Here is a 21,166-nt window from a genome sequence, read left to right on the forward strand (position 1 = left end):
GGCTTGTCACTAGAGTCAAGTCCGTGACAACGACGCCCAGCCTGGAAGCGCTGCTGCGCATCGGACCGTTCCACTCGGCGCTGCGCGCGGCCATCCGCCGGCGTGGCCTGACGCTGGAACGGCTCCGGCTGCGCCTGGGGCAGCAGGACGTGGCCGTCGCGCTGTCGACGCTGAGCGACTGGCAGCAGGGCCGGGTGCGACCGGTCTCCCCGAAGTCGCTCAAGGCCGTGGCGGTGCTCGAAGAACTGCTGGACGTGCCGCCACGCTCGTTGCTGGCCCTGCTGGAGCACACCGGCCCGAGCGGCTGGCCGGACGTCGTGCCCGGCATGATGCCCGGCTTCAACGCCAACGACCTGGAGGTCCTCTCCCGGCACGACAGGGTCTTCGTGGACGCGGAACGGCACGCCTCCCGCGTCCACGCGCAGATGGTCGTCCGTGCACGCAACGACGGCGTCGACAGGTTCTACTCGCACTATTTCTGCGACGACTCGGTGGAGACCGCGCAGCTGCGGCAGGAACCCGTCCGCAACTGTCGTCTCGGCCGGTCCACGCGGCACGAGGCCGAGCGCGTGGTCGTCCACGAGCTGCTCTTCGACAAGCCGTTGCGGGAAGGCGAGACCTGGGTCTTCGAGTTCGTCGCGCACGACGCCACGCGGCTCGACAGCATCGAGTACGCGCACGGTGTGCGTTGTTTCCTCGCGCAGAGCCTGATCGAGGTGCACTTCGACCCGGCTGCGCTGCCCGTCGACCCGCACGTGTACCTGCAGGACTGGGAGGAGCAGGAACCGCACCGGACCATCGACCTGGTGCCGGACCACACGAACTCCGTGCACCACTTCGAGACTGACGTGTCGGTGAACTGGGTAGGTATCCGCTGGAGGTGGCCTGATTGATCACTACTGAGTACGTCCCCGGAGCGCCGGCCTGGATCGACCTGGGCACCTCGGACGAGGCGAAGGCGGCCGAGTTCTACAGCGGCGTGTTCGGCTGGGAGTACCGGCCGCTCGACACCCCGGGCACCGGCGTCTTCACCTGCGCCGGCCGGGCGGTCGCCGGGCACGTGACCTCGAGGCCCGGCTCGTGGACCGTCCACTTCGCCGGGACCTCGCCCGCCGCGGAGGTCCGGCTGACCGACCCGCACGGTGAGGAGTTCGGCGTGTGGCAGCGCCCCGCCGGGCTCGGCGCGGTGTCGGTCCCGGGGTCGCTGACGTGGCTGGAGCTCCACTCCCCCGCCCCCACGGTGTCCGCTGACTTCTACCGCTCGCTGTTCTCCTGGGAGATCCGGGTGATCCCAGGCGCTCCTGGTCAGTTCCTGCAGCCCGCGGGCACGGCTGAGGGCCGGATGTTCGGGGCGATCGTCGCGGACTCCCAGGCCTTCTGGCTGCCGTACTTCGAGGTGGCCGATGTGGATCAGGTGGCGGCCTCGGTGCCGGTGCTCCTCGCACCCCACGACCTGGACGGAGTCGGCAGGATCGCGGTGCTCGTCGATCCGTTCGGCGCCCGGTTCGGGGTCATGTGTTCCGTTACCTCCTGAAGGCTCCCCAAACCGGGGAACGGCGGTTAGCGTGCGCAGGTGCAGTTGCCGTGGAGAGCCGCGCCCAGGGCGGCGCTGTCGAGTCCGCTCACGCTGGTCGTGAGCATCGCGACGACTTTGCTGCTGGGCTTCGTGGTGGCCGCGGCCGCCCTGCACTCCTCCGCCGCGGGCAGCGCCGCTCTGGCCTACCAGCAGAGCCGGATGTGCCCGCACTACGTGCATCCGTCGCTGGACGGCGACGGGCTCCCGCTGTCCACGGCCGTCTCGCTGGCGGCGCGCAGTGACCTGGGCGGGGCCTACTCGCGGATCGGCCGGCCCGACTTCGGCGGCATCGCGACCTACGGCCGGTTCGGCTATCGGCCGGACGCGTTGTCGCACCTGACCGCGGTGCGGGGCGGCGGCACCGGGTTGTGGGTGCCGCAGACGATCGCGACGGCTGCCCAGGTGAAGATCGGCGACCGGCTGACCGGGTCCTCGCTGGTGGTGACCGCGATCTACGCCGACCTCACGCAGCCCGTGGACGGGTGGTGGTGCTCCGAGGCGAAGACCGTGGTGCCGAACCCGCTGGCCGGCGACGGCGCCAGCACGTCGGTGATCTGGGTGGCTTCCGCGGACGACCTCTCCGCGCTGCCGCCGGAGTTCGCCTCGAACGCCATGGTGTCGTTGCGCTTCCCGACGGAGGCGCCGTCGACGCTCGCCGAGGCGGAGGCGTTGCGGGACAAGGGCAACGCACGGCTGGCGGCGCTCGGCCTGCCGTTGACTCGGACCGATCTGCTGTCCGGCGCCGTCGTGGCGGCGCGGACCTCGGAGCGCAACGTCTCCTCCGCACTGCTGCCGTTGGTGATCATCAGCGTGCTCGTGGGGCTCGCGGGCGTGGGCACCGTGACCGTGCAGTGGGCGCAGCGGCGGCATTCCGAGCTGCGGTTGCTGTGGGTGCGCGGGGCGAGTCCGTTGTCGCTGGGCTTTCGCGGCGTGCTGGAGCTGGGGCTGCCGCTCGTCTTGGGCGGTGTGCTCGGGCTGGTGGCCGCGCGGCTGCTGCTGCCGCTGTACGCGCCGGGTGTCGTGCTGGCTCCCGGAACGCTCTGGGTGGCGCTGGGGTTCGTGCTGGCCGTGGTGGTGCTGAGCCTCGCCGTGACGGTGCTGGTGGCGGCCTGGCGTGCGCACCGGACGTTCCAGCGGAAGGCCCGTTCGCGGCGGCTGGGGCTCGTGCCGTGGGAACTGGTCGTGGCCGGGCTGGCCGTGCTCGCGTGGGTCCGCCTGTCCCACAACGGACTCGGCACGTCGCTGAAGCCCGGTTCGCTGCCCCGCGTCGACGTGGCCGCGCTGGCGTTCCCCCTGCTCGTGGTGCTGGCGGCGGCGTTGCTCGCGACGCGGCTGCTGCGCTGGTCGCTGGGGTGGTCGCACCACGTGCAGTGGTGGCGGGTCCCGGCCGCGCAGCTCGCGTTGCGCCGCCTGGCCGCCGCCGCGGGGCCGGTGACCGGCGTGCTGCTCGTGGGCGTGCTGGCGGTCGGCACCATCGCCGTCGGCAGCGCGGTGGCGGGGGCGCAGCAGTCGGCGCTCGACTCGAAGTCCGGTGTGTTCGTCGGCGCCAACAGCACGGTGCAGGTATCGCAGGACGTCGCGCTGGGCCGGGTCGCGCTGCCGTCGTTGTTGCGGGGCAAGACGACTCTCGTCGGGGTGAGCACGGGTGCGCTGGTCGTGGACCCGGCGACGTTCACCGACGCCGCCGTGCTCGGTGACGCCGCCGGGGTGCGCTCGCTGCTCTCGGGCCTGAAGCGCACCGGCGAGGTCGCGCCCGCCCTGCGGATCGGCCGCTCGGCGGACCAGGAGATCCAGATCGCCGGCCTGCCGCTGCTCAAACCCGTGGCGGCGCTGCCGTCGTTCCCGAAGCTCGGCACCCGCGGGTACGTCGTCGCCCGTGACTCGGTGCCCGCCGCCGAGCAGGTCGGCTCGTGGCACCTGTGGTCGACGCTTCCGTTGTCCGCCTTGACTTCCGCGTTGCAGGCCGACGGCATCCACTACACGAACGTCGCCGACCGGGCCCGTGTCCTCGACGGCCTGCCGTTCCTGACCGTCGAGTGGACCTTCGGCTTCGTGGCGGCGATCGGTGTCGTCCTGGCCGTGGTCGCCGCCGTGGCGCTGCTGCTGGCCATCGAGGTCCGCCGCCGTCAGAACGCCGTCTCCGGCGCGCTGTCGACCCGCATGGGCATGCGCCCGTCCGTGCTGTGGTCGAGCCACCTCATGGAATTGGGCGCGCTGGCGTTGCTGGCCATGGGAATCGGCGTGGTGGCCTCGTTCGTGAGCGCCGGGGCGGCCGTACCGCGCCTGGACCCCGCGCCCTGGCTGAACCCGGCGCCGATGCTGCCGGACCTGCTGCCGTTGCTGGGGTCGATGATGACGTGCGGCGCACTCGTGGTCGTCGTGGCGGCCTGGCTTGCTTTGCGCGGTGTGCGCACCGCGCGGATGGGAGAACTGCTCAGGTGATCCGTGCTTGTGGCGTAGGGGTGACCTACGGTTCCGTGCACGCCGTCGCGGACGTGTCGCTGTCGATCGCGCCCGGCCTCACCGTCCTGTCCGGTCCGTCCGGCTCGGGCAAGTCGAGCCTGCTGCGCGTCCTCTCGCTGGTCGAACGCCCCTCGCTCGGCGAGGTGTACGTCCACGACGTGCCGACCTCGTCGTTGTCGTGGTCGGAGCTGCGGGTGTTGCGGAGCAAGGAGATCGCGGTCGTCTTCCAGAACCCGGCCGACAACCTGATCTCGCACCTGACCGTGGGTGAGAACCTGCGCGCGGCCGGTGCCGCGGACCTCTCGCTGCTGGACCGGCTCGGGCTGGGCGGGTCCGCGACCTGGCGGATCGGTGCTCTTTCCGGTGGCCAGCAACAACGTCTGGCGTTCGGGTGCGCGCTCGCCCGCGGGGCTTCCGTCGTGGTGGCCGACGAACCGACCTCGCAGCTCGACGCGCGGTCGGCCGATCTCGTGCTGGAGACTCTCCGTTCGCTGCCGGTGCCGGCCGTGGTGGCGTCGCACGACCCGCGGCTGGTGGCGCTGGCGGACCTGTGCGTTCCGCTGGCCGCGTCATGATCCGGGCGGCCGGGGTGCACCGGGCCTTCGGCGGCGTGTCCGTGCTGCGCGGGGTGGACCTGGCGGTCTCCTCCGGCGAGCTGGTGACCCTGAGCGGGCCCTCCGGGTCGGGCAAGACCGCGTTGCTGTCCCTGTTGTGCGGGTTCGACTTCCCGGACAGCGGATCGGTGCTGCCCGGACTCGCCTCGTGGTCCGCGTGCGCCGTTCTGCCGCAGTCGCTCGGGCTGGCCTCCGAGCTGACGCTGGAGGAGAACGTCGCCCTGCCGTTGCGGCTCGCGGGGCGGGACGTGGACGGCGTGGGCGAACTGCTGGCGGAGCTGGGGATCTCCGAGCTGGGCGGCCGGTATCCGGGGCAGGTCTCGTTCGGGCAGCAGCAACGGGCGGCGCTGGCGCGCGCCGTGGTGGCGCGGCCTTCGGCGTTGCTGGCCGACGAGCCCACCGCGCACCTGGACGCCGCCAGCGCCGAGGCCGCGGTCGGGTTGCTGCGGCGGGTCGCGGACGAGGGCGCCGCGGTGCTGATCGCCACCCATCACGACGCCGTGCACGCCGTGGCCGACCGGGTGCTGGTGCTCGACGGCGGACAGGTCCGCTGACGGCTTCCGGCCGGTGCTGCGGCGGGTTCTCCCCACCGCAGCGAGCAGGCCTCCGTCAGACCGCGGGCGGCCTGTCCTCGTACGGCGTGGACAGCACGACGGTCGTCCTCGTCGACACGTTCGCCGACTCCCGGATCTTCTGCAGGAGCTCCTCCAGCGCGACCGGTGAGCTGACGCGGACGCGCAGGACGTAGGAGGCGTCGCCCGCCACCGAGTAGCAGGCCTCGATCTCCGGGAGGTGCTCCAGGCGCTTCGGGTAGTCGTCCGGCTCGGCCGGGTTGATCGGGAACAGCGAGATGAACGCGGACATCGGCAGGCCGATCTCGGCGCCGTCCAGCCGGGCCGCGTAGCCCTTCACGATGCCGCGCTGTTCGAGGCGCTTCACGCGCTGGTGCACGGCCGAGACGGACAGGCCCACGCGTTCGGCGAGGTCGGTGAAACTGCACCGGCCGTCCGAGGCGAGTTCCTTCAGTATCGCTCTGTCGATCTGCTCGAGGGTCAAAGCACCACCAGGTCGTGAGGTCGGTTGTTGAAGGACTCGACGCCGTCCGGGATGGCGACCACGATGTCCTCGATGCGGGCGCCCCAGCGGCCGGGCAGGTAGATGCCGGGCTCCACGCTGAACGCCATGCCTGCTTCGAGCGGCAGCGAGTTGCCGCTCACGATGTAGGGCTCTTCGTGCACGTCCAGGCCGATGCCGTGGCCGGTGCGGTGGACGAAGAACTCGCCGAAGCCCGCGTCCGCGATGACGGTGCGGGCGGCGGCGTCCACCTCTTCACAGGTCACGCCGGGCTTCACGGCGTCCACGGCGGCCTGCTGAGCGGCCTGCAGGACGGCGTAGGTGTCCCGGACGTCGTCGTAAGTGGGCTCGCCCATCACGTAGGTGCGGGTCGAGTCGGAGTTGTAGCCCTCGGCGACCGGGCCGCCGATGTCGATCACGACGACCTCGCCCGCCTCGACCACGCGGTCGGAGTCGCGGTGGTGCGGGGACGCGCCGTTCGGGCCGGAGCCGACGATCACGAACTCGGCGACGGTGTGGCCCTCCTCGACGATCGCGAGCGCGATGTCGTGCGCGACCTCGCGTTCGGTGCGGCCCACGCGCAGGAACTCGCCCATGCGCGCGTGCACGCGGTCGATCGCGGCGCCTGCCTTGCGCAGGGCGTCGATCTCGGCGGCGTCCTTGCGCATGCGCAGTTCGCGGATGATCGGGCCGGCCAGCGACTGCGTGCCGCCGATCGCCTGGCCCAGCTTGATGGTGTGCAGGGCCGGCATCATGTCCGCCACGGCCGTCCTACTGCCCTTGAGCGCGGCCTTGACCAGCGCGTACGGGTCCTCGCCGTCGACCCACGTGACGACCTCGACGCCGAGCTCGTCGGTCGGGATGGCCGCGTACCCCGGCTGCTCCAGCTTCGGCACGACCAGCGTCGGCGTGCCGCCCACGGGCAGCGCGAGGCAGGTGAGGCGTTCGAAGGAGTCGCCACCGGCACCGATCAGGTACCGCAGGTCCGAGCCGGGCGAGATGAGGAGGGCGTCGACGCCCGCCTGCTCGGCGGCGGCGGAAGCGCGGTCGAGCCGCGCACGCAGCGCGGACACGTCGATGGGCCCGGTGATCGTTGCCATGACCGAAAGCCTAGTGCGTGGACACCACCGCTCGCCTGCCGCCTGACGGCACGCGGGGACCTCCCGTACCGCATGAGAGTACGAAAGGTCCCCGCGTGGCCTTGAGCCTCGGCGAACTCGCGGGCCAGGAAACTAGTAGCTTGTTCGCTCGTGAGCTCTCCCCTGGTGCTGCTGGACTCCGCGAGCCTCTACTTCCGGTCGTACTACGCGCTGCCGGACTCGATGACCGCGCCCGACGGCACGCCCGTCAACGCCGTGCGCGGGTTCGTCGACACGATCGCCCGCGTCATCACCGAACGCGGCGCGGCCCGCCTGGTCGCCTGCCTCGACGCCGACTGGCGCCCCGAGTTCCGGGTGAAGGCACTGCCGACCTACAAGGCGCACCGGGTCGCCCAGGACGCCACCGACGGTTCGGAGGAGGTGCCGGACACGCTGACGCCGCAGATCCCGATCATCCTCGACGTGCTCGACGCCGCCGGCATCTGCACCGCCGAGGCCGCCGGCCACGAGGCCGACGACGTGATCGGCGCCCTCGCCCACCGCGAGAAGAAGTCGCCCGTCGAGGTCGTCACCGGCGACCGCGACATGTTCCAGGTAGTGCGCTTCGAGCCGACTCCCGTGCACGTCGTCTACGTCGGCCGCGGCTGGAGCAAGGCGGAGGTCCTCGGCCCCGAGGAACTGGCCACCAAGTACTCGCTGCCGGTGGAGAACGCGGGCTCGGCGTACGCCGACATGTCCGTGCTGCGCGGCGACCCGTCCGACGGCCTGCCGGGAGTCGCGGGCATCGGCGAGAAGACCGCGGCGAAGCTCATCACCGAGTTCGGCTCGCTCGACGCCGTCCTCAAGGCCGTGACCGACCCGATGGACCGCAAGCTCACCACCAAGGCCCGCAACGCCCTCATCGCGGCCGAGGACTACCTGGCGGTGGCGCCCGTGGTCGTCCGGACCGCGCTCGACGCCCCGGTCGTGCTGGACCGCGCCGACGACGTGCCGCGCGTCCCCGCCGACCCCGAGCGGCTGCGCGAGCTCACGCAGCGCTGGGGCCTGGGCAGTTCCGTTCCGCGCCTGGTGAACGCGATGGAGCGGCGGATCTAGAAGAAGGTCGAGCAGAGCGGGGCGACGGGGCCGGCGAACAACGCGTCGGCCTCCGCGAACCGCGAACCCTCGATCCGCTGGGCGGCCGCGAGGTCGGAGAACTTCGTGTCGCCGAGGTAGACGGCTCCGAGCAAGTCGATCGGGATCGTGATGTCGGGCTTCGACTCGACGCGTTCGGCACCGTCGGGCGAGACGCGGTAGCAGCCGTCGTTGGCGGGCAGCAGCTTGTCGCGCACCTCGATGACGACCGGGCCGGCGCTGCCGTAGGTGCGGGCGGCGAGCATGCGCGGAACGTCCACGAGCCGCAGCCAGATCTGGTCGTAGACGTCCTTCGTGTACACGACGCGCGGGTCCTCGAAGAGCCAGTGCAGCGGGTCGTCGAGTGCGGCGTCGACCTCGATGGTGTCGACCAGGTCCAGCCTCATCAGGTAGATCCAGAGGTCACGCCACGCGTCGGCGTTGGCCCACGCGAAGTCGTCGACCTCCATGTGGTGGTTGAACTCCTTGTCCTCGGACACCTTGTAGCGGACGTAGCCGTCGTCGCCGTCTGGTCCACTGTGGACGACTGTGACGCGGTTCTCGGCCTCGGTCTTGCGGTCCAGCGCCCTGGCCCACCAGCCCGGCCAGCGGGAGATCTGTCCCGGCCGGTCGAGGCCGAACTCGGCGTGCAGCTCCGGCAGCAGCTTGTCCGAGGTGTCGGGGTCGACCATCCGCACCTGGCCGGTCGGCGAGCCCGGGATGACGGCCTTGTGCGCGTCGATCCGCAGGAACCGCACTCGTCCGGCGAGGCCGTAACCGAAACGGCCGTAGATACGGCCCTCCGACGCTCGGAGCGTCGCGACGGGTTCCGAGAGCGTCGAGAGTTGTTCGCGCATCAGGCCGCTCAGCACGCCACGGCGCGTGTAGTCCGCACGCACACCCACGCGGGACACAGCCGCGTGCGGCACGACGGCACCACCAGGTACCACCATGGCCCCGGCGAACGTCTGGGTCGTGCCGACCATCTCGTCGCCCTCGAACGCCGCCAGCACCCGGCCGGACTCGTAGGACGGCAGCGTCACCGGCCACTGTTCGTCCGTGGGCGGGCCCCAGTGCATCGCCCGGCGGAAGAGCGTGTTGTGGGCGCGGTACTGCGCTTCGTCGGTGAGAACGCGGATCTCCGTCACGCCCGCGATCGTCGCTCAGGGCGGCGGCGAACGCACCTCAGTTTCCGGCGAGACACGGAAGGCGCCCCGCAGGAGATCCTGGGGACGCCTTCCGGGAGGAACCGGGATCAGCCGGTGGGCTGGCCGACCTCGTACTCGCCGTCCTCGGTCTTGACGACGATCTTGACCTTCTTGTCCTTGCCGCCGACCTGCACCTTGCACTCGAACGAGGTGTTGGGCTTGACCTCGTTCTCACCGGTGCACGTCGCCGCGCCGACGTCCGAGATCTTGTACTCGTCCTTCAGGATCTGGACGACGCCCTTCTGGACCTCGGTGTTGTTGAAGATCTTCTTCTTGAAGAAGGCCGGCGACACGAAGCCGGTGAACAGCACGCCGCCCACGAGCAGGACGACGACGACCGCCGCCACCCAGATCGCGGCGCTGGACTTCTTCTTCGGCGGCATCGGCGGGCCGTAGCCCGGCTGCTGGCCGTACGGGTTGGGCTGCTGCTGGCCAGGCATGCCGTACTGCTGCGTCTGCTGACCGTACGGGTCCTGGGCAGGAGTGCCGTACGGGTTCGACTGCGGTTGCTGACCGGGCACGCCGTACTGCTGCGTCTGCTGCTGCGACGGGTCGAAACCCGGGTACGGCTGCTGCTGGCCCGGCTGGGGCTGCGGCGGGCCGTACGGGTTCTGTCCCGGGTTCTGCGCCGGGAAGCCGCCAGACGGGGTGCCGGGAGGGAAACCGCCTCCATAAGGCTGCTGCGGCGGTTGCGGCTGCTGGCCCCACGGCTGCTGCGGATCGTTCCCTCCGGACGGTCCGTACGGGCTGCTCATCAGTCGACCTCCGTGTGTACGACGTTGCGGCGAAATCCAATCACACCGTTGACGTCAGTCTTTACTCCGACTCGCAAAACCTTCGTCAGGGCTGGGTCACAACTCGGGGTCACATCATCGCCACGACTCCGTGCCGCAGCGCGTCGACGGCCTTGGCGGCGGCCGCGCCGACCGGGTCCTGGCGGCCGACGACCTCGCGGATCTGGTCCAGGAGGTCGATCACCTGCCGGCACCAGCGCACGAAGTCGCCCGCGCCGAGCTCGTTGCCGCCGGCCTCGGCGGCGCTCAGGACCTTCTCCAGCGACTCGCCGCGCGCCCAGCGGTACACCGGCCAGGCGAAACCGGGGTCGGGCTGGCGGGTGATGCGTTCGAGCTTGAGGCGGCGCTCGTCGTCCTCGATCTCCGCCCACAGCCGCACGGTCTTGAGCATCGCGTCGGCCACCGGGCCCTGCGGCAGGCGGGCCTCGACGGGACCGTCCCGGCGCGCCTCGTAGACCAGCGACGACACGACGGCGGCGAGCTCCTCCGGCTTGAGGCCTTTCCACACACCGTGGCGGATGCACTCGGCGGCGAGCAGGTCCGACTCGCTGTAGAGCCTGGTCAGACGCTTGCCGTCGGCGGTGACCTCCTCGGACTCGCTGAGGTAGCCGCGCTCGCGCAGCAGCGCGCGGATGCGGTCGAACTGGCGCGCCAGCGAGTGCGTCGTCGCCGCGACCTTGCGCTCCAGCTGCTGGTTCTCGGCCAGCAGCCGGTGGTACCGCTCGCCCCACCGGGCGTGGTCCTCGCGCTGGTCGCAGCCGTGGCACGGGTGGGCGCGCAGGGCACGGCGCAGCGTCGCGAGCTCGGGGTCGTCGTCCGCCGTGGTCTGCCTGCGGCCGCGCGACGGCACCGTGATGCCCGTGTTGCGGATCGTGGACGCCAGGTCGCGACGCGACTTCGGCGAGCGCACGTCGACCTGCTTGGGCAGCCGGATGTGGCCCAGCACCTCGACCGGCGACGGGAAGTCCGCCGACGTCAGGCGGCCCGACCAGCGGTCCTCGGTGACGACCAGCGGCTTCGCCTCGCCCATCGGCTCGAGGCCGGGGTCGACGACGACGGCGAGGCCGCTGCGGCGCCCGGACGGCACCGCGATCACGTCGCCCTTGCGCAGCCGCTCGAGCGACTTGGCCGTCTCGATGCGCCGCGAGTTCGTGTTCTGCTTCGAGAGCTGCTTCTCCCGGTCGCCGATGCGGCGGCGCAGTGCCGCGTACTCGCTGAAGTCGCCCAGGTGGCACGTCATCGCCTCGGTGTAGCCGGCGAGCGCCTCCTTGTTGCGCTCGATGCGGCGCGCGAGCCCCACGACCGACCTGTCCGCCTGGAACTGCGCGAACGACTGCTCCAGGATCTCGCGCGCGGACGCCGCGCCGAGCTGGTGCACGAGGTTGACGGCCATGTTGTAGCCCGGCCGGAACGACGACCGCAGCGGGTACGTGCGGGTGGACGCGAGCCCGCCGACGGCCTTGGGGTCGATCCCCGGCTGCCAGACGACGACCGCGTGCCCCTCGATGTCGATGCCGCGACGCCCCGCACGACCCGTGAGCTGCGTGTACTCGCCTGGGGTGAGGTCGACGTGCGCCTCACCGTTGTACTTCACGAGCTTTTCGAGCACGACCGTGCGCGCGGGCATGTTGATGCCCAGCGCGAGCGTCTCGGTGGCGAACACGACCTTGACCAGGCCGCGGACGAACAGCTCCTCGACCGTCTCCTTGAACGCGGGCAGCAGCCCGGCGTGGTGCGACGCGATGCCGCGCTCCAGCGCCTCGCGCCACTCCCAGTAGCCGAGCACCGTCAGGTCGGCCTCGGGCAGGTCGCGCGTCTTCTCGTCGACGATCCGGCGGACCAGCTCGGTCTCCTCCGCCGAGTTGAGCCGCAGTCCCGCCCGCGCCGTCTGCGTGACCGCCGCGTCACAGCCGGCACGGCTGAACACGAACACGATCGCGGGCAGCAACGACGCCGCGTCGAGCCGCTGGATCATGTCGATGCGCGAAGTCGGCTTGAACCCGCTGTTGCGCGCCGGCCGCCCAGGGCCACCGCTGCGGTTGCGCCCGCGGCTGAACGGCACGTGGTACCGCACCAGTTCCTCGGTCTTGCGCAGCACCTGGGAGTTGATCCGCGCGTGCGTCTGGTCGCCCTCGAAGAGGTCGAGCATCTGGTTGCCCACCATCATGTGCTGCCACAGCGGCACGGGCCGGTGCTCGTCGACCACGACGGAGGTGTCGCCGCGGACCTCGACCAGCCACTCGCCGAACTCCTCGGCGTTGCTGACCGTCGCGGACAGGCCGACCACCTGCACGTGCTCCGGCAGGTGCAGGATGACCTCCTCCCACACCGGCCCGCGGAAGCGGTCCGCGAGGTAGTGCACCTCGTCCATCACGACGTACGCGAGTCCGTCCAGAGTGGACGAACCCGAGTACAGCATGTTCCGCAGCACCTCGGTCGTCATGACCACGACCGGCGCACCGCCGTTGATGCTCGTGTCGCCGGTGAGCAGGCCGATCTTGTCCGCCCCGTACCGCGCGGTGAGGTCGGCGAACTTCTGGTTGCTCAGCGCCTTGATCGGCGTCGTGTAGAAGCACTTGCGGCCCTCGGTCAGCGCGAGGTGCACGGCGAACTCGCCCACCACCGTCTTACCGGCACCGGTGGGGGCGCAGACGAGCACTCCGTGACCGTCCTCCAGGGCCTCGCAGGCCTGGCGCTGGAACGGGTCCAGCTCGAACGAGATCACGGACAGGAAATCGGTCAGCTTGGGCCGCTGGGCGTTGCGCCGGGAGTGGGCGTAGGCCTCGGCCGGGGACCGCGAAGCACTTGACACCCCTTCAGGCTTTCACATCACACCGACAATCGCCGCCGAGATAGATTAACTTCAGACTTCACTGAAGTAATAGAGGGCGATGTCCTGCGGACATTGCTCTCTACCTGCGGTTTTGCGCCAGGCGCCGACTTGCGCGCGAGGGCGGTCGTACGGCAGACGCCCGCCCTCACAGTTCCGTCGCCTCGCGCGACCACCCTCGCAAGGCGACCATCCGCATGGCAGGCGATCCTCCGCTGGAACCGGCGCCCGCCACCGCACCCGACCCGCGCGGTGCCAACCGGCGCCGGCCCTCGCATGGTGACCACGCCGCCAACCTGACGTGGCGATGCGAAGCGAGCCGTCTGAACCTTCAGGACCGGGTAGCGGTTCGGGGCCGCAACGCGATTGGGGCTTGACCTTGAGGCAGCATCCCGCCCTCTCGAGGTCAGCCCCGATCGCAACCCCGCGCAGTTCCGTCACGACCCGCGCAAGGCAACCACGCGCCTGCAAGCCGCCCCGCAAGGCAACCACCAGCGTCAGAACGTGCGCTGCACCCGGTCCGCCACCAGCTTCACGAACCGGGACGGGTCCGCGAGCTCGCCGCCCTCGGCCAGCAGCGCCAGCCCGTGGATCAGCTCCGCGGTGTCGGCCAGCCCGTCGCGTTCGCCGGCCGCGAACGCCCTGCGCAGGCCCTCGACCAGCGGGTGCGACGGGTTGAGCTCCAGGATCCGCTTGATCTTCGGCAGCTCCTGCCCCATCGCCTTGTACATCTTCTCCAGAGTCGGGGTGATGTCGTACGAGTCACCGACGACGCACGCCGGGGAGGTCGTCAGGCGGGACGAGAGGCGGACCTCCTTGACGCTGTCCTCCAGCTGCTCCTTCATCCACGTGAGCAGGTCGCCGAACTCCGCGGTCTTGGCCTCGTTGGCCGACTTCTCCTCGTCGGTCTCCAGGTCCACCTGGCCCTTGGCGACGGACTGGAACGTCTTGCCGTCGAAGGCGGGGACGGAGTCGACCCACATCTCGTCGATGGTGTCGGTGAGGATCAGCACCTCGTAGTCCTTGGCGCGCAACGCTTCCAGGTGCGGCGACTTCTCGACGGCGACGCGTGAGTCGCCGGTCATGAAGTAGATGTGCTCCTGGCCGTCCTTCATCCGGGAGACGTACTCGGCGAGGGTGGTCAGCGACTCGTCGGAGTGCGTGGACGCGAAGGAGCAGACCTCCAGGATCGCGTCGCGGTTGTCCGAGTCGGAGAGCAGGCCCTCCTTCAGGGCCGCGCCGACCTCGCCCCACAGCTTCGCGTAGTCGTCCGGGCGGGTGCCCATCAGCGACTTGATCGAGGACAGCACCTTCTTGACCAGGCGGCGGCGCATCAGCTGGATCTGGCGGTCCTGCTGCAGGATCTCGCGCGAGACGTTCAGCGAGAGGTCCGCCGCGTCGACTACGCCCTTCACGAAGCGCAGGTACTCCGGCATCAGCTCGGCGCAGTCCTCCATGATGAAGACGCGCTTCACGTAGAGCTGGACGCCGCGCTTGCCGTCGCGCATGAACAGGTCCATCGGCGCCTGCGCGGGCAGGAACAGCAGGGCCTGGTACTCGAACGTGCCCTCCGCCTGCATGCGGATGGTCTCGAGCGGCGCGTTCCAGTCGTGGCTGATGTGCCGGTAGAACTCGGCGTACTCCTCCTCCGTCACCTCGGAGGCCGGGCGCGCCCACAGGGCCTTGCGCGAGTTGATGTCCTCGCCGCCCAGGCGCACCGGCCAGGTGATGAAGTCCGAGTAGCGCTTGACGATCTCGCGGATCTTCGCCGGCTCGGTGTAGTCCGGCAGCCGGTCCTCGTCGTCGGACGGCTTGAGGTGCAACGTGACCGAGGTGCCCTGGGGGGCGTCGTCCACGTCGTCGATCGTGTACGTGGCCTCGCCGGTCGACTCCCAGCGCACGCCCTTCTCGGCGTGCGGGTACTTCGTCACGAGGGTGACCTTGTCCGCCACCATGAACGACGAGTAGAAGCCGATGCCGAACTGGCCGATCAGGTCGGACGCGCTGCCGGACTGCTGTTCCTTGAGCTGCTTCAGGAACTCCGCGGTACCGGACTTCGCGATCGTGCCGATGAGCCGGACGACGTCCTCGCGCGTCATGCCGATGCCGTTGTCCCGCACCGTCAGCGTGCGCTCGGCCGGGTCGGACTCGATCACGATGTGCAGGTCGTCGACGTCGACCTGCATGTCCTTGTCGCGGAACGACTCCAGCCGCAGCTTGTCGAGCGCGTCGGAGGCGTTCGAGACCAGCTCTCGCAGGAACGTGTCCTTGTTCGAGTAGATCGAGTGGATCATCAGCTGCAGCAGCTGACGCGCCTCGGACTGGAACTGCAGAGTCTCCATGAATCCCTACCGAAAACAGTGGAACGGACCGAACAGCCCCATAATTTAGCGACCCACGACCGTGAGGGCGCCGGGAACCGTGTGAACCGTGATCGGCAACGCCTCCTGGCGTTCGCCGTCGGCGTAAGCGATCCAGCCGTTGCCGCCGGACAGCGAGACCTCACGCGCGCGGAACGTCCGCACGGCCGGGTGCTCGGTGTGCTTGCCCGTGCGCAGCGTCGGCAGCATCCGGACCAGCATCGTGCGGCTGCCGCCCTCGACGACCGTGACGTCGAACAACCCGTCGCCGGCGTCGGCCGTGGGGCACACGGGGATGCCGCCGCCGTAGTTCGGCGTGTTGCCGATCGCGACCAGCGTGGCGTCCAGCTCGAACGTCCCGGACTCGGTGGTCACGACCAGCGGCGCCGGCTTCAGCGACGCGAGTTCCGCGACGATCGCCAGGTCGTAGCGGCGCGGACCGGCGGGCCAGCGCATCGCGTTCGCCCGCTCGTTCACCGCGGAGTCGAACCCGGCGCACAGCACCGTCGCGAACCACTGCCCCGTCGACAACCGCCCGAGGTCGAGCTGCCTGCGGGTGCCGTGCACGACGTCCTCGACCGACTGCGAGCCCACGGCCGCGGCCAGGTCGTTGCCGGTGCCCGCCGGGACGATGCCCAGCGCCGTCGACGTGCCCGCGACCGCCTGGACGCCCAGGTGGGCGGCTCCGTCACCGCCCAGGACGACCAGCAGGTCGACACCGTCCTCGACGGCTTGGCGCGCCATCGCGAGCGTGCCCTCGGCGTCGTTCGCGACCAGCTGCGTCAACGACGACACGTGCGGCCTCAGCGCCGCGGCGGTCGACCCGGCCATCCGGGCCGCCCGCCCCTTGCCCGACGCGGGGCAGACAAGTAAGGCGGCCCGCGTCACGTGGCGTCGTCGTAGTTCACGCGCTTCGGGGGCTCCGAGGCGATGGCCTTCTCACCGGGGTCGTTGCCGTCGGCGTCGGACGCCACGTAGTTGAACGGCGCCGCCTCGTCGTCGTCGAGCTGGTCCCAGCCCTCGGCGCTGCGGAGCTTCGCCTTGCGCTTGTCGTGGACGCGGGAGAGCTGGATCGCCATCTCGAACAGCACCGACAGCGCGAGGGCCAGCACGACCATCGAGATCGGGTCGGTGCCCGGCGTCGCGATCGCGGCGAACACGAACAGGCCCATCATCAGGCCGCGCCGCCACTTCGCCAGCCGCTCGTAGGACAGCACGCCCGCGCGGTTGAGCATCACCACCACCAGCGGCAGCAGGAAGCTCACGCCGAAGATGAACAGCATGGTGATGACGAAGTTGATGTACTTGCTACCGGTGAGCGCCGTGACCCAGTTGTCGCCACCGAAACCGAGCAGGACCTTCAAGCCCTCCGGCACCACCAGGTAGGCGAGCACCGCGCCCGCGACGAACAGCAGCGCGCCGGCGCCGACGAAGACGCGCGCGAACTTGCGTTCCTTCTGGTAGAGGCCGGGCGTGATGAACGCCCAGATCTGGTACAGCCACAACGGGCTGAGCAGCACCGCACCCGCCGCCGCACCGACCTGCAACTGCACGAGGAAGATCTCGAACGGCTCGGTCTGCAGCAGCGCGCACTCACCGTTGTTGGTGATCTTCGCGCGGTACTTCTCCAGGTCCGGCTGGCAGTACGGGCCCGTCAGGATGTCACCCAGCGACGGGATCGGGCCGAGCCTCACCTGGAACCAGATGAAACCGAAGATGGCACCCAGGCTGATGACCAGCATCGCCAGACCGAGCCGGTACCTCAGCTCGTAGAGGTGCTCTTTGAGCGACATCGTGCCGTCGGCGTTGCCCCGACGGCGCCTGCCGCGTTCCCGGCGTTCAGCGACCCACCGGAACGGACTTGCCACCGCGTCGACCGTCCTTACAAGTCAGGAGACCGGAAGGTCAGTTGTTCGCCTTGTTCTGGGTGGTCTGCTCGATGGGAGGCGCGACCTGGGGCTGCTGCACCGGCTGCGGCTGGGCGGGCGGGAGCTGCTGGACCGGCTGCTGCACGGGCTGCTGCTGCACCGGCGCGTCGTCCGCGTCCTGGTTGTCGCGCAGGCCCTTGGTCTCAGCCTTGAAGATCTTCGCCGACTTGCCGAGCGAACGGGCCATGTCGGGAAGCTTCTTCGCACCGAACAGCAGAATGATCACCACAGCGATGATGATCAGCTCGGTGGGTCCGAGGTTACCCATTGGTGATCCTCCTGTCTGCCCCGCTACGACGATCGTACGCGGGGTTTGCCCTGGTGCGGGCCTGTTCGTCTGGCCGCCGTTCGGCGATGGCCACCTTCAGCGCCGCGGATCGCGCCTTGAGCAGACCGACTCCGTTGCCGACCCCGCCCCCCACCAGAGTGCGGGCGCGGGCGAATCGACGCAAGGATCGGATGACTCGAATCGCGATCGCGACGAGCACGATCAGGCCGAGCGCGATCAGCGCCAGGGTCGGTGTGGACGGCACAAGCACACGTTATACGTCTTGGGTGGACAGCAGGTGATCTGCCCGGCGCAATGCCTCTGCCGCCTGGCGAACAACCTCCTCCGCGAGTTCCGACGGCTTTTCGACGTGCACGTCGCCGCCGAGCCCGAGGAGCAGGCGAACCATCCAGGACGGGTCGTCGTAGCGCATGAGGACACGCGTGCGGCCGTCCGAGAGCTCCGCCGCGTGGTCGACCGGGTAGTACTCGGCGACCCAGTGCGCGTCCGGTTCGAGCAGGAGGACCGCGATCTTCTGGGTGTCCCTCGGGTGGAACAACCCCTCCGATGTATCAGTCAGCTGGGCGTGCGGCGGAGGCGACGACGGCTCGTCGAGCACCTGCACGTCGTCGATGCGGTCGAGCCGGAACAGGCGCACGCCGAGCGCCGAACGGCACCATCCTTCGAGGTAGCCGCGTCCCTCGACGAGCAGCAGACGCATCGGATCGACCACTCGGTCGCTCATCGCGTCGTGCGACTGCGAGTAGTAACGGATGCGCACAGCTCGTTCACGCTTCACGGCGCCCTGTACGGCCTCACGGACCTCCGCGGTCTCCCCGCGTTCGAACCCGCCGAGCCCGACGACCATGCCCGCCGGCTGCGCCTTGCCGACCGCCGCCTCGATCTTGGCCAGCGCCCGCCGCACCGCGTCCGTGTCGACGACGCCCGGTGTGTCCGCCAGCGCGCGCAACGCGACCAGCAGCGACGCCGCCTCGGCCGCGGTGAGGCGCAGCGGCCGGTCGAGACCCGCGTCGAACGAGACGGTGATCGTCTCGCCCTCGAACGACAGGTCGATCAGGTCGCCCGGCCCGTAACCGGGCAGGCCGCACATCCACAGCAGCTCGAGGTCCTTGCGCAGCTGCTTGGGCGTGATGCCGAAGTCGGCCGCGGCCTCCTTGACGGTGATCGCGGGCCGGTTGAGCAGGTACGGCACGAGTGCGAGCAGCCGCGGCAGCCGTTCGTTCGACGCGGTCACCGCGCTCCTTCCAGTGCACCCTGCAGGCGGTCGCGGACCGACTTGGCCAGGACCTCGGGCTCCAGCACCACGACGTCGGGCCCGAACCCGGCGAGCCACTTGGCCGCCGAGTCGGGGAACTTCAGGTCGATCTCGACGACGTCGCCGCCGTCGCGTTCCTCGACGACCTTCGCGTGCCGCCGCAGCCCTTGCGCCCGGTCCTTGGCCACCCAGATCTTGGCGGGCGCCGTGTGGTGCGGATCGGCTTGCGTGCGCGCGATGAGGCTCATCAGGTCCGTGCCCTCGGGCACGGCGAAGGCGCCGGGCTTGCCGACGGTCCGGACCGCGCCCACGACGCGGGAGAGCCGGAAGCACCGCGTGTCCTGGCGTTCACGGTCCCAGCCGACGAGGTACCACTTGCCGCGCCACGCGACCACGCCCCACGGTTCGACCGTTCGTTCCTTCTGCCCGCCGGGTGGCGGCTTGCGGTAGTCGAACGCGACGACCTGCCCCGCCTGCACGGCTGCCAGCAGCGGCGGGAACGCGGGCTCGTTGGCCCGCACCTTGGGCTCGACGGCCGCGGGCGTGTCCTGGTCGACGTCCACCCCGGCGGCCCGCAGCTTGATCAACGCGCCGTGCACGGCGCCCGTGAGCTGCGGGGAGTCCCACAGCCGGGCGGCCAGCGCCACCGCGGCGGCCTCGTCGGGTTCGAGGTCGATGTCGCCCAGCTCGTAGTCGCGCCGCGCGATCCGGTAGCCGTCCTCCGCTCCCTCGGCGTTGGACTGCCGCCCGGTCTCGAGCGGCACGCCGAGATCGCGCAGCTCGGACTTGTCCCGTTCGAACATGCGGAAGAACGCCTCGTCCGTCGGCGCTTCGTGATAGCCGGGGACGATGGCGCGGATGCGCTCCGCTGTCAGGTACTGACGGGTCGACAGCAGGCACAGCACCAGGTTGACAAGGCGTTCGGCACGTGCGATGGCCACGGACAGACCCTAACGCGTGCGCGCGCCGAAACCTCACCACCGCCTGTTGTGAACGGTCCGTTCAGAACAACGCACGTAACTCGCGGACCAGTTCGACGGGTGCTTCCTCGGCCATGTGGTGCCCGCAGTCGAGGGAACGAACCCGCACGTCGTCGGCCCATTCGGCCCAGATCGCGGCCAGGTCTCCGTACAGCTCGCCGAGGTCGTCCTCGGCCGACCAGAGGGCGAGCACGGGACACGTGATCCTGCGTCCGGCGGCCAGGTCCTCCTCGTCGTGGTGGCGGTCGACCTCCAGCCCGGCCCGGTAGTCACCGCACATCGCGAGCACGGTCTCGGGGTCGTGGATCGCCCGCTGGAAGTCGGCCCAGTTCTCCACGCCCATCGCGAGCGGGGTGTCGTGGTAGCGGCCGCCGTACCAGAGGTCGGGGTTCTCGTTGATCATCGCGGCGGCGAGTTCCTGCCGGGCCAGGAAGAACCAGTGGTACCAGGCCTGGGCGAACCGGGCGTCCGCGCGAGCCAGGTGAGCGCCGATGGGCAGCCCGTCCAGCACGGCCAGGTGCGTGACGCGGTCCGGGTGGTCGAGCGCCAGCCTGATCGCCGCGGCGGCCCCGCGGTCGTGCCCCACCACGGCGAACTCCTCGTGACCGAGCCCCTGCATCAGGTTCACGAAGTCGCGGGCCATCGCGCGTTTCGAGTAGTCACCGGGTTTGCTGGATTCGCCGTAACCGCGCAGATCCGGGCACACGACCGTGTGGTCCTCGGCGAGCAGTGGCGCGACGCGGTGCCAGGTGGTGTGGGTTCGAGGGTGTCCGTGCAAGAGGAGGACCGGTGGCCCTGCACCACCGGTCCTCACTCGCAGATTGGCCTCGCCAACGTCCCTGCAACGCAACGAGAATCCGTCGAACACCTGCATCGGCTACCCCACGCGGGAGCGGCCGACACGTGCTTTTTCGCCGGAGGTCCCGCGGGCGTTACACCGCGACGACGATCTCGGACTCGGGATCGTGGCGGAGTCCACTCGTACCTGCGACGACGACGGTCGCCCTGCGCCACGGCTGCTCGCGCAGCAGGAACGGCAACTCTTCGGCCAGCCACGCGGTGACGTGCCGTCGTTGCTCCGCGGAGTCACCGTCGCGGGCGGACAGCCGGCGTTCCTGCTCGTCCAGGTCACCCTGCACCCAGATCGAGGCGTCGATCCACGGAGCGCACTGCTCCCGGATGACGCCGGTGCCCTCGATCCACACGAAGTCCATCCCGGACACGACCTCGATCGCGCCGGGACGGTCGTGCTCGGCCCAGGCCACCGGCCGGAACTCCACCGCCTCGCCCCGGTGAAGGGGCACCAGGACGTTCTCGACCAGCAGACCTCCCCAGTCGAAGTACGCGTGGTGCCAGGCGACGTCGTCGGTGTGCACCACCCCGGACCTCGGAACGAGGCTCCGCAACCGTTCGACGAGAGTGGACTTCCCGGCACCACCGCGCCCGTCGATCGCGACGAGGAGGGGACGCCCGGTCACACCGGACGCCTCCTCCCGCAGTCGCCGCACGACGTCGGTCAGCTGCACGACCCGCCAGCCCGGGGCCTCGGGCTCACCAGGATGCAGACGCATTCCCCGTCTCC

20 protein-coding genes are annotated in these 21,166 nt (G+C 70.3%); 6 read left to right on the forward strand and 14 right to left on the reverse strand.

The window, feature by feature from the left end; translation table 11 throughout:
• Window positions 1-23: 23 nt before the first annotated feature.
• From LX88_RS24800 to LX88_RS24820, 5 genes are read left to right on the forward strand one after another with little or no spacing between them, the layout of a single operon-like run.
• Window positions 24-893 carry a hypothetical protein gene (locus LX88_RS24800; RefSeq protein WP_258950219.1) on the forward strand — a complete coding sequence of 290 codons (870 nt, stop codon included), beginning with the start codon at window positions 24-26 and terminating at the stop codon, window positions 891-893.
• On the forward strand, window positions 890-1,534 hold the full coding sequence (locus LX88_RS24805; protein WP_258950220.1) for a VOC family protein: 645 nt from the start codon (window positions 890-892) through the stop codon (window positions 1,532-1,534). The genes LX88_RS24800 and LX88_RS24805 overlap by 4 nt, the downstream gene beginning before the upstream one ends.
• 39 nt (window positions 1,535-1,573) lie before the next feature.
• Window positions 1,574-4,018: an ABC transporter permease gene (locus LX88_RS24810; RefSeq protein ID WP_258950221.1), complete on the forward strand. Its 2,445-nt coding sequence runs from the start codon at window positions 1,574-1,576 to the stop codon at window positions 4,016-4,018.
• A gap of 20 nt (window positions 4,019-4,038) precedes the next feature.
• Window positions 4,039-4,614 carry an ATP-binding cassette domain-containing protein gene (locus LX88_RS24815; protein WP_258950222.1) on the forward strand — a complete coding sequence of 192 codons (576 nt, stop codon included), beginning with the start codon at window positions 4,039-4,041 and terminating at the stop codon, window positions 4,612-4,614.
• Window positions 4,611-5,207: an ATP-binding cassette domain-containing protein gene (locus tag LX88_RS24820; RefSeq protein ID WP_258950545.1), complete on the forward strand. Its 597-nt coding sequence runs from the start codon at window positions 4,611-4,613 to the stop codon at window positions 5,205-5,207. Before LX88_RS24815 ends, LX88_RS24820 begins: the two co-directional genes overlap by 4 nt.
• Before the next feature lie 55 nt (window positions 5,208-5,262).
• On the opposite strand, the gene LX88_RS24825 is transcribed toward LX88_RS24820, so the two are convergent.
• Both LX88_RS24825 and LX88_RS24830 read right to left on the reverse strand, forming a co-directional pair.
• Window positions 5,263-5,709: an Lrp/AsnC family transcriptional regulator gene (locus LX88_RS24825; RefSeq protein ID WP_258950223.1), complete on the reverse strand. Its 447-nt coding sequence runs from the start codon at window positions 5,707-5,709 to the stop codon at window positions 5,263-5,265.
• Window positions 5,706-6,827, reverse strand: coding sequence for a M24 family metallopeptidase (locus LX88_RS24830; RefSeq protein ID WP_258950224.1), 1,122 nt, complete (start codon window positions 6,825-6,827; stop codon window positions 5,706-5,708). Before LX88_RS24830 ends, LX88_RS24825 begins: the two co-directional genes overlap by 4 nt.
• A gap of 150 nt (window positions 6,828-6,977) precedes the next feature.
• Here LX88_RS24830 and LX88_RS24835 point away from each other — a divergent pair, with 150 nt between their 5' ends.
• Entirely contained in the window at window positions 6,978-7,922 is a 945-nt protein-coding gene (locus LX88_RS24835; protein ID WP_258950225.1) for a 5'-3' exonuclease, read from the forward strand.
• Here the strand turns inward: LX88_RS24835 and LX88_RS24840 are convergent.
• The 12 genes from LX88_RS24840 to LX88_RS24895 form a co-directional block, all read right to left on the reverse strand.
• Window positions 7,919-9,088, reverse strand: a complete 1,170-nt coding sequence (locus LX88_RS24840; protein WP_258950226.1) for a GNAT family N-acetyltransferase — start codon at window positions 9,086-9,088, stop codon at window positions 7,919-7,921. The genes LX88_RS24835 and LX88_RS24840 overlap by 4 nt on opposite strands.
• A 107-nt stretch (window positions 9,089-9,195) precedes the next feature.
• On the reverse strand, window positions 9,196-9,903 hold the full coding sequence (locus tag LX88_RS24845) for a DUF4333 domain-containing protein (RefSeq protein ID WP_258950227.1): 708 nt from the start codon (window positions 9,901-9,903) through the stop codon (window positions 9,196-9,198).
• 109 nt (window positions 9,904-10,012) lie between these two features.
• A complete protein-coding gene (locus LX88_RS24850; protein ID WP_258950228.1) occupies window positions 10,013-12,754 on the reverse strand; it encodes a DEAD/DEAH box helicase in 2,742 nt (913 codons plus the stop codon).
• A 515-nt stretch (window positions 12,755-13,269) separates the two neighbouring features.
• Window positions 13,270-15,114: a molecular chaperone HtpG gene (htpG, locus tag LX88_RS24855; RefSeq protein ID WP_258950229.1), complete on the reverse strand. Its 1,845-nt coding sequence runs from the start codon at window positions 15,112-15,114 to the stop codon at window positions 13,270-13,272.
• A 45-nt stretch (window positions 15,115-15,159) separates the two neighbouring features.
• Window positions 15,160-16,020 carry a diacylglycerol/lipid kinase family protein gene (locus LX88_RS24860; RefSeq protein ID WP_258950230.1) on the reverse strand — a complete coding sequence of 287 codons (861 nt, stop codon included), beginning with the start codon at window positions 16,018-16,020 and terminating at the stop codon, window positions 15,160-15,162.
• Complete coding sequence (tatC, locus tag LX88_RS24865; RefSeq protein WP_258950546.1) at window positions 16,017-16,925, reverse strand: twin-arginine translocase subunit TatC; 909 nt, start codon at window positions 16,923-16,925, stop codon at window positions 16,017-16,019. The genes LX88_RS24860 and tatC overlap by 4 nt, the downstream gene beginning before the upstream one ends.
• A 112-nt stretch (window positions 16,926-17,037) precedes the next feature.
• Window positions 17,038-17,328 carry a Sec-independent protein translocase subunit TatA gene (gene tatA, locus LX88_RS24870; protein WP_258950231.1) on the reverse strand — a complete coding sequence of 97 codons (291 nt, stop codon included), beginning with the start codon at window positions 17,326-17,328 and terminating at the stop codon, window positions 17,038-17,040.
• A complete protein-coding gene (locus LX88_RS24875; protein WP_258950232.1) occupies window positions 17,321-17,593 on the reverse strand; it encodes a bacteriophage holin in 273 nt (90 codons plus the stop codon). Before LX88_RS24875 ends, tatA begins: the two co-directional genes overlap by 8 nt.
• Window positions 17,594-17,602: 9 nt before the next feature.
• On the reverse strand, window positions 17,603-18,583 hold the full coding sequence (locus LX88_RS24880) for a helix-turn-helix transcriptional regulator (protein ID WP_258950233.1): 981 nt from the start codon (window positions 18,581-18,583) through the stop codon (window positions 17,603-17,605).
• A complete protein-coding gene (locus LX88_RS24885) occupies window positions 18,580-19,545 on the reverse strand; it encodes a helix-turn-helix transcriptional regulator (RefSeq protein ID WP_258950234.1) in 966 nt (321 codons plus the stop codon). The genes LX88_RS24880 and LX88_RS24885 overlap by 4 nt, the downstream gene beginning before the upstream one ends.
• A gap of 61 nt (window positions 19,546-19,606) precedes the next feature.
• Entirely contained in the window at window positions 19,607-20,458 is an 852-nt protein-coding gene (locus LX88_RS24890; protein WP_307791079.1) for an alpha/beta fold hydrolase, read from the reverse strand.
• Between the two features lie 58 nt (window positions 20,459-20,516).
• Complete coding sequence (locus tag LX88_RS24895; protein WP_258950235.1) at window positions 20,517-21,155, reverse strand: uridine kinase family protein; 639 nt, start codon at window positions 21,153-21,155, stop codon at window positions 20,517-20,519.
• Window positions 21,156-21,166 lie beyond the last annotated feature (11 nt).

Source organism: Lentzea californiensis (genome assembly GCF_024648825.1).
GTDB classification, from domain to species: domain Bacteria; phylum Actinomycetota; class Actinomycetes; order Mycobacteriales; family Pseudonocardiaceae; genus Lentzea; species Lentzea californiensis.

Coding starts and splice junctions, on each gene's coding strand:
- LX88_RS24890 (WP_307791079.1), bottom strand. CDS start 20,458: ATGCAGGTGTTCGACGGATTCTCGTTGCGTTGCAGGGACGTTGGCGAG.
- tatC (WP_258950546.1), bottom strand. CDS start 16,925: ATGTCGCTCAAAGAGCACCTCTACGAGCTGAGGTACCGGCTCGGTCTG.
- LX88_RS24845 (WP_258950227.1), bottom strand. CDS start 9,903: ATGAGCAGCCCGTACGGACCGTCCGGAGGGAACGATCCGCAGCAGCCG.
- htpG (WP_258950229.1), bottom strand. CDS start 15,114: ATGGAGACTCTGCAGTTCCAGTCCGAGGCGCGTCAGCTGCTGCAGCTG.
- tatA (WP_258950231.1), bottom strand. CDS start 17,328: ATGGGTAACCTCGGACCCACCGAGCTGATCATCATCGCTGTGGTGATC.
- LX88_RS24895 (WP_258950235.1), bottom strand. CDS start 21,155: ATGCGTCTGCATCCTGGTGAGCCCGAGGCCCCGGGCTGGCGGGTCGTG.
- LX88_RS24830 (WP_258950224.1), bottom strand. CDS start 6,827: ATGGCAACGATCACCGGGCCCATCGACGTGTCCGCGCTGCGTGCGCGG.
- LX88_RS24820 (WP_258950545.1), top strand. CDS start 4,611: ATGATCCGGGCGGCCGGGGTGCACCGGGCCTTCGGCGGCGTGTCCGTG.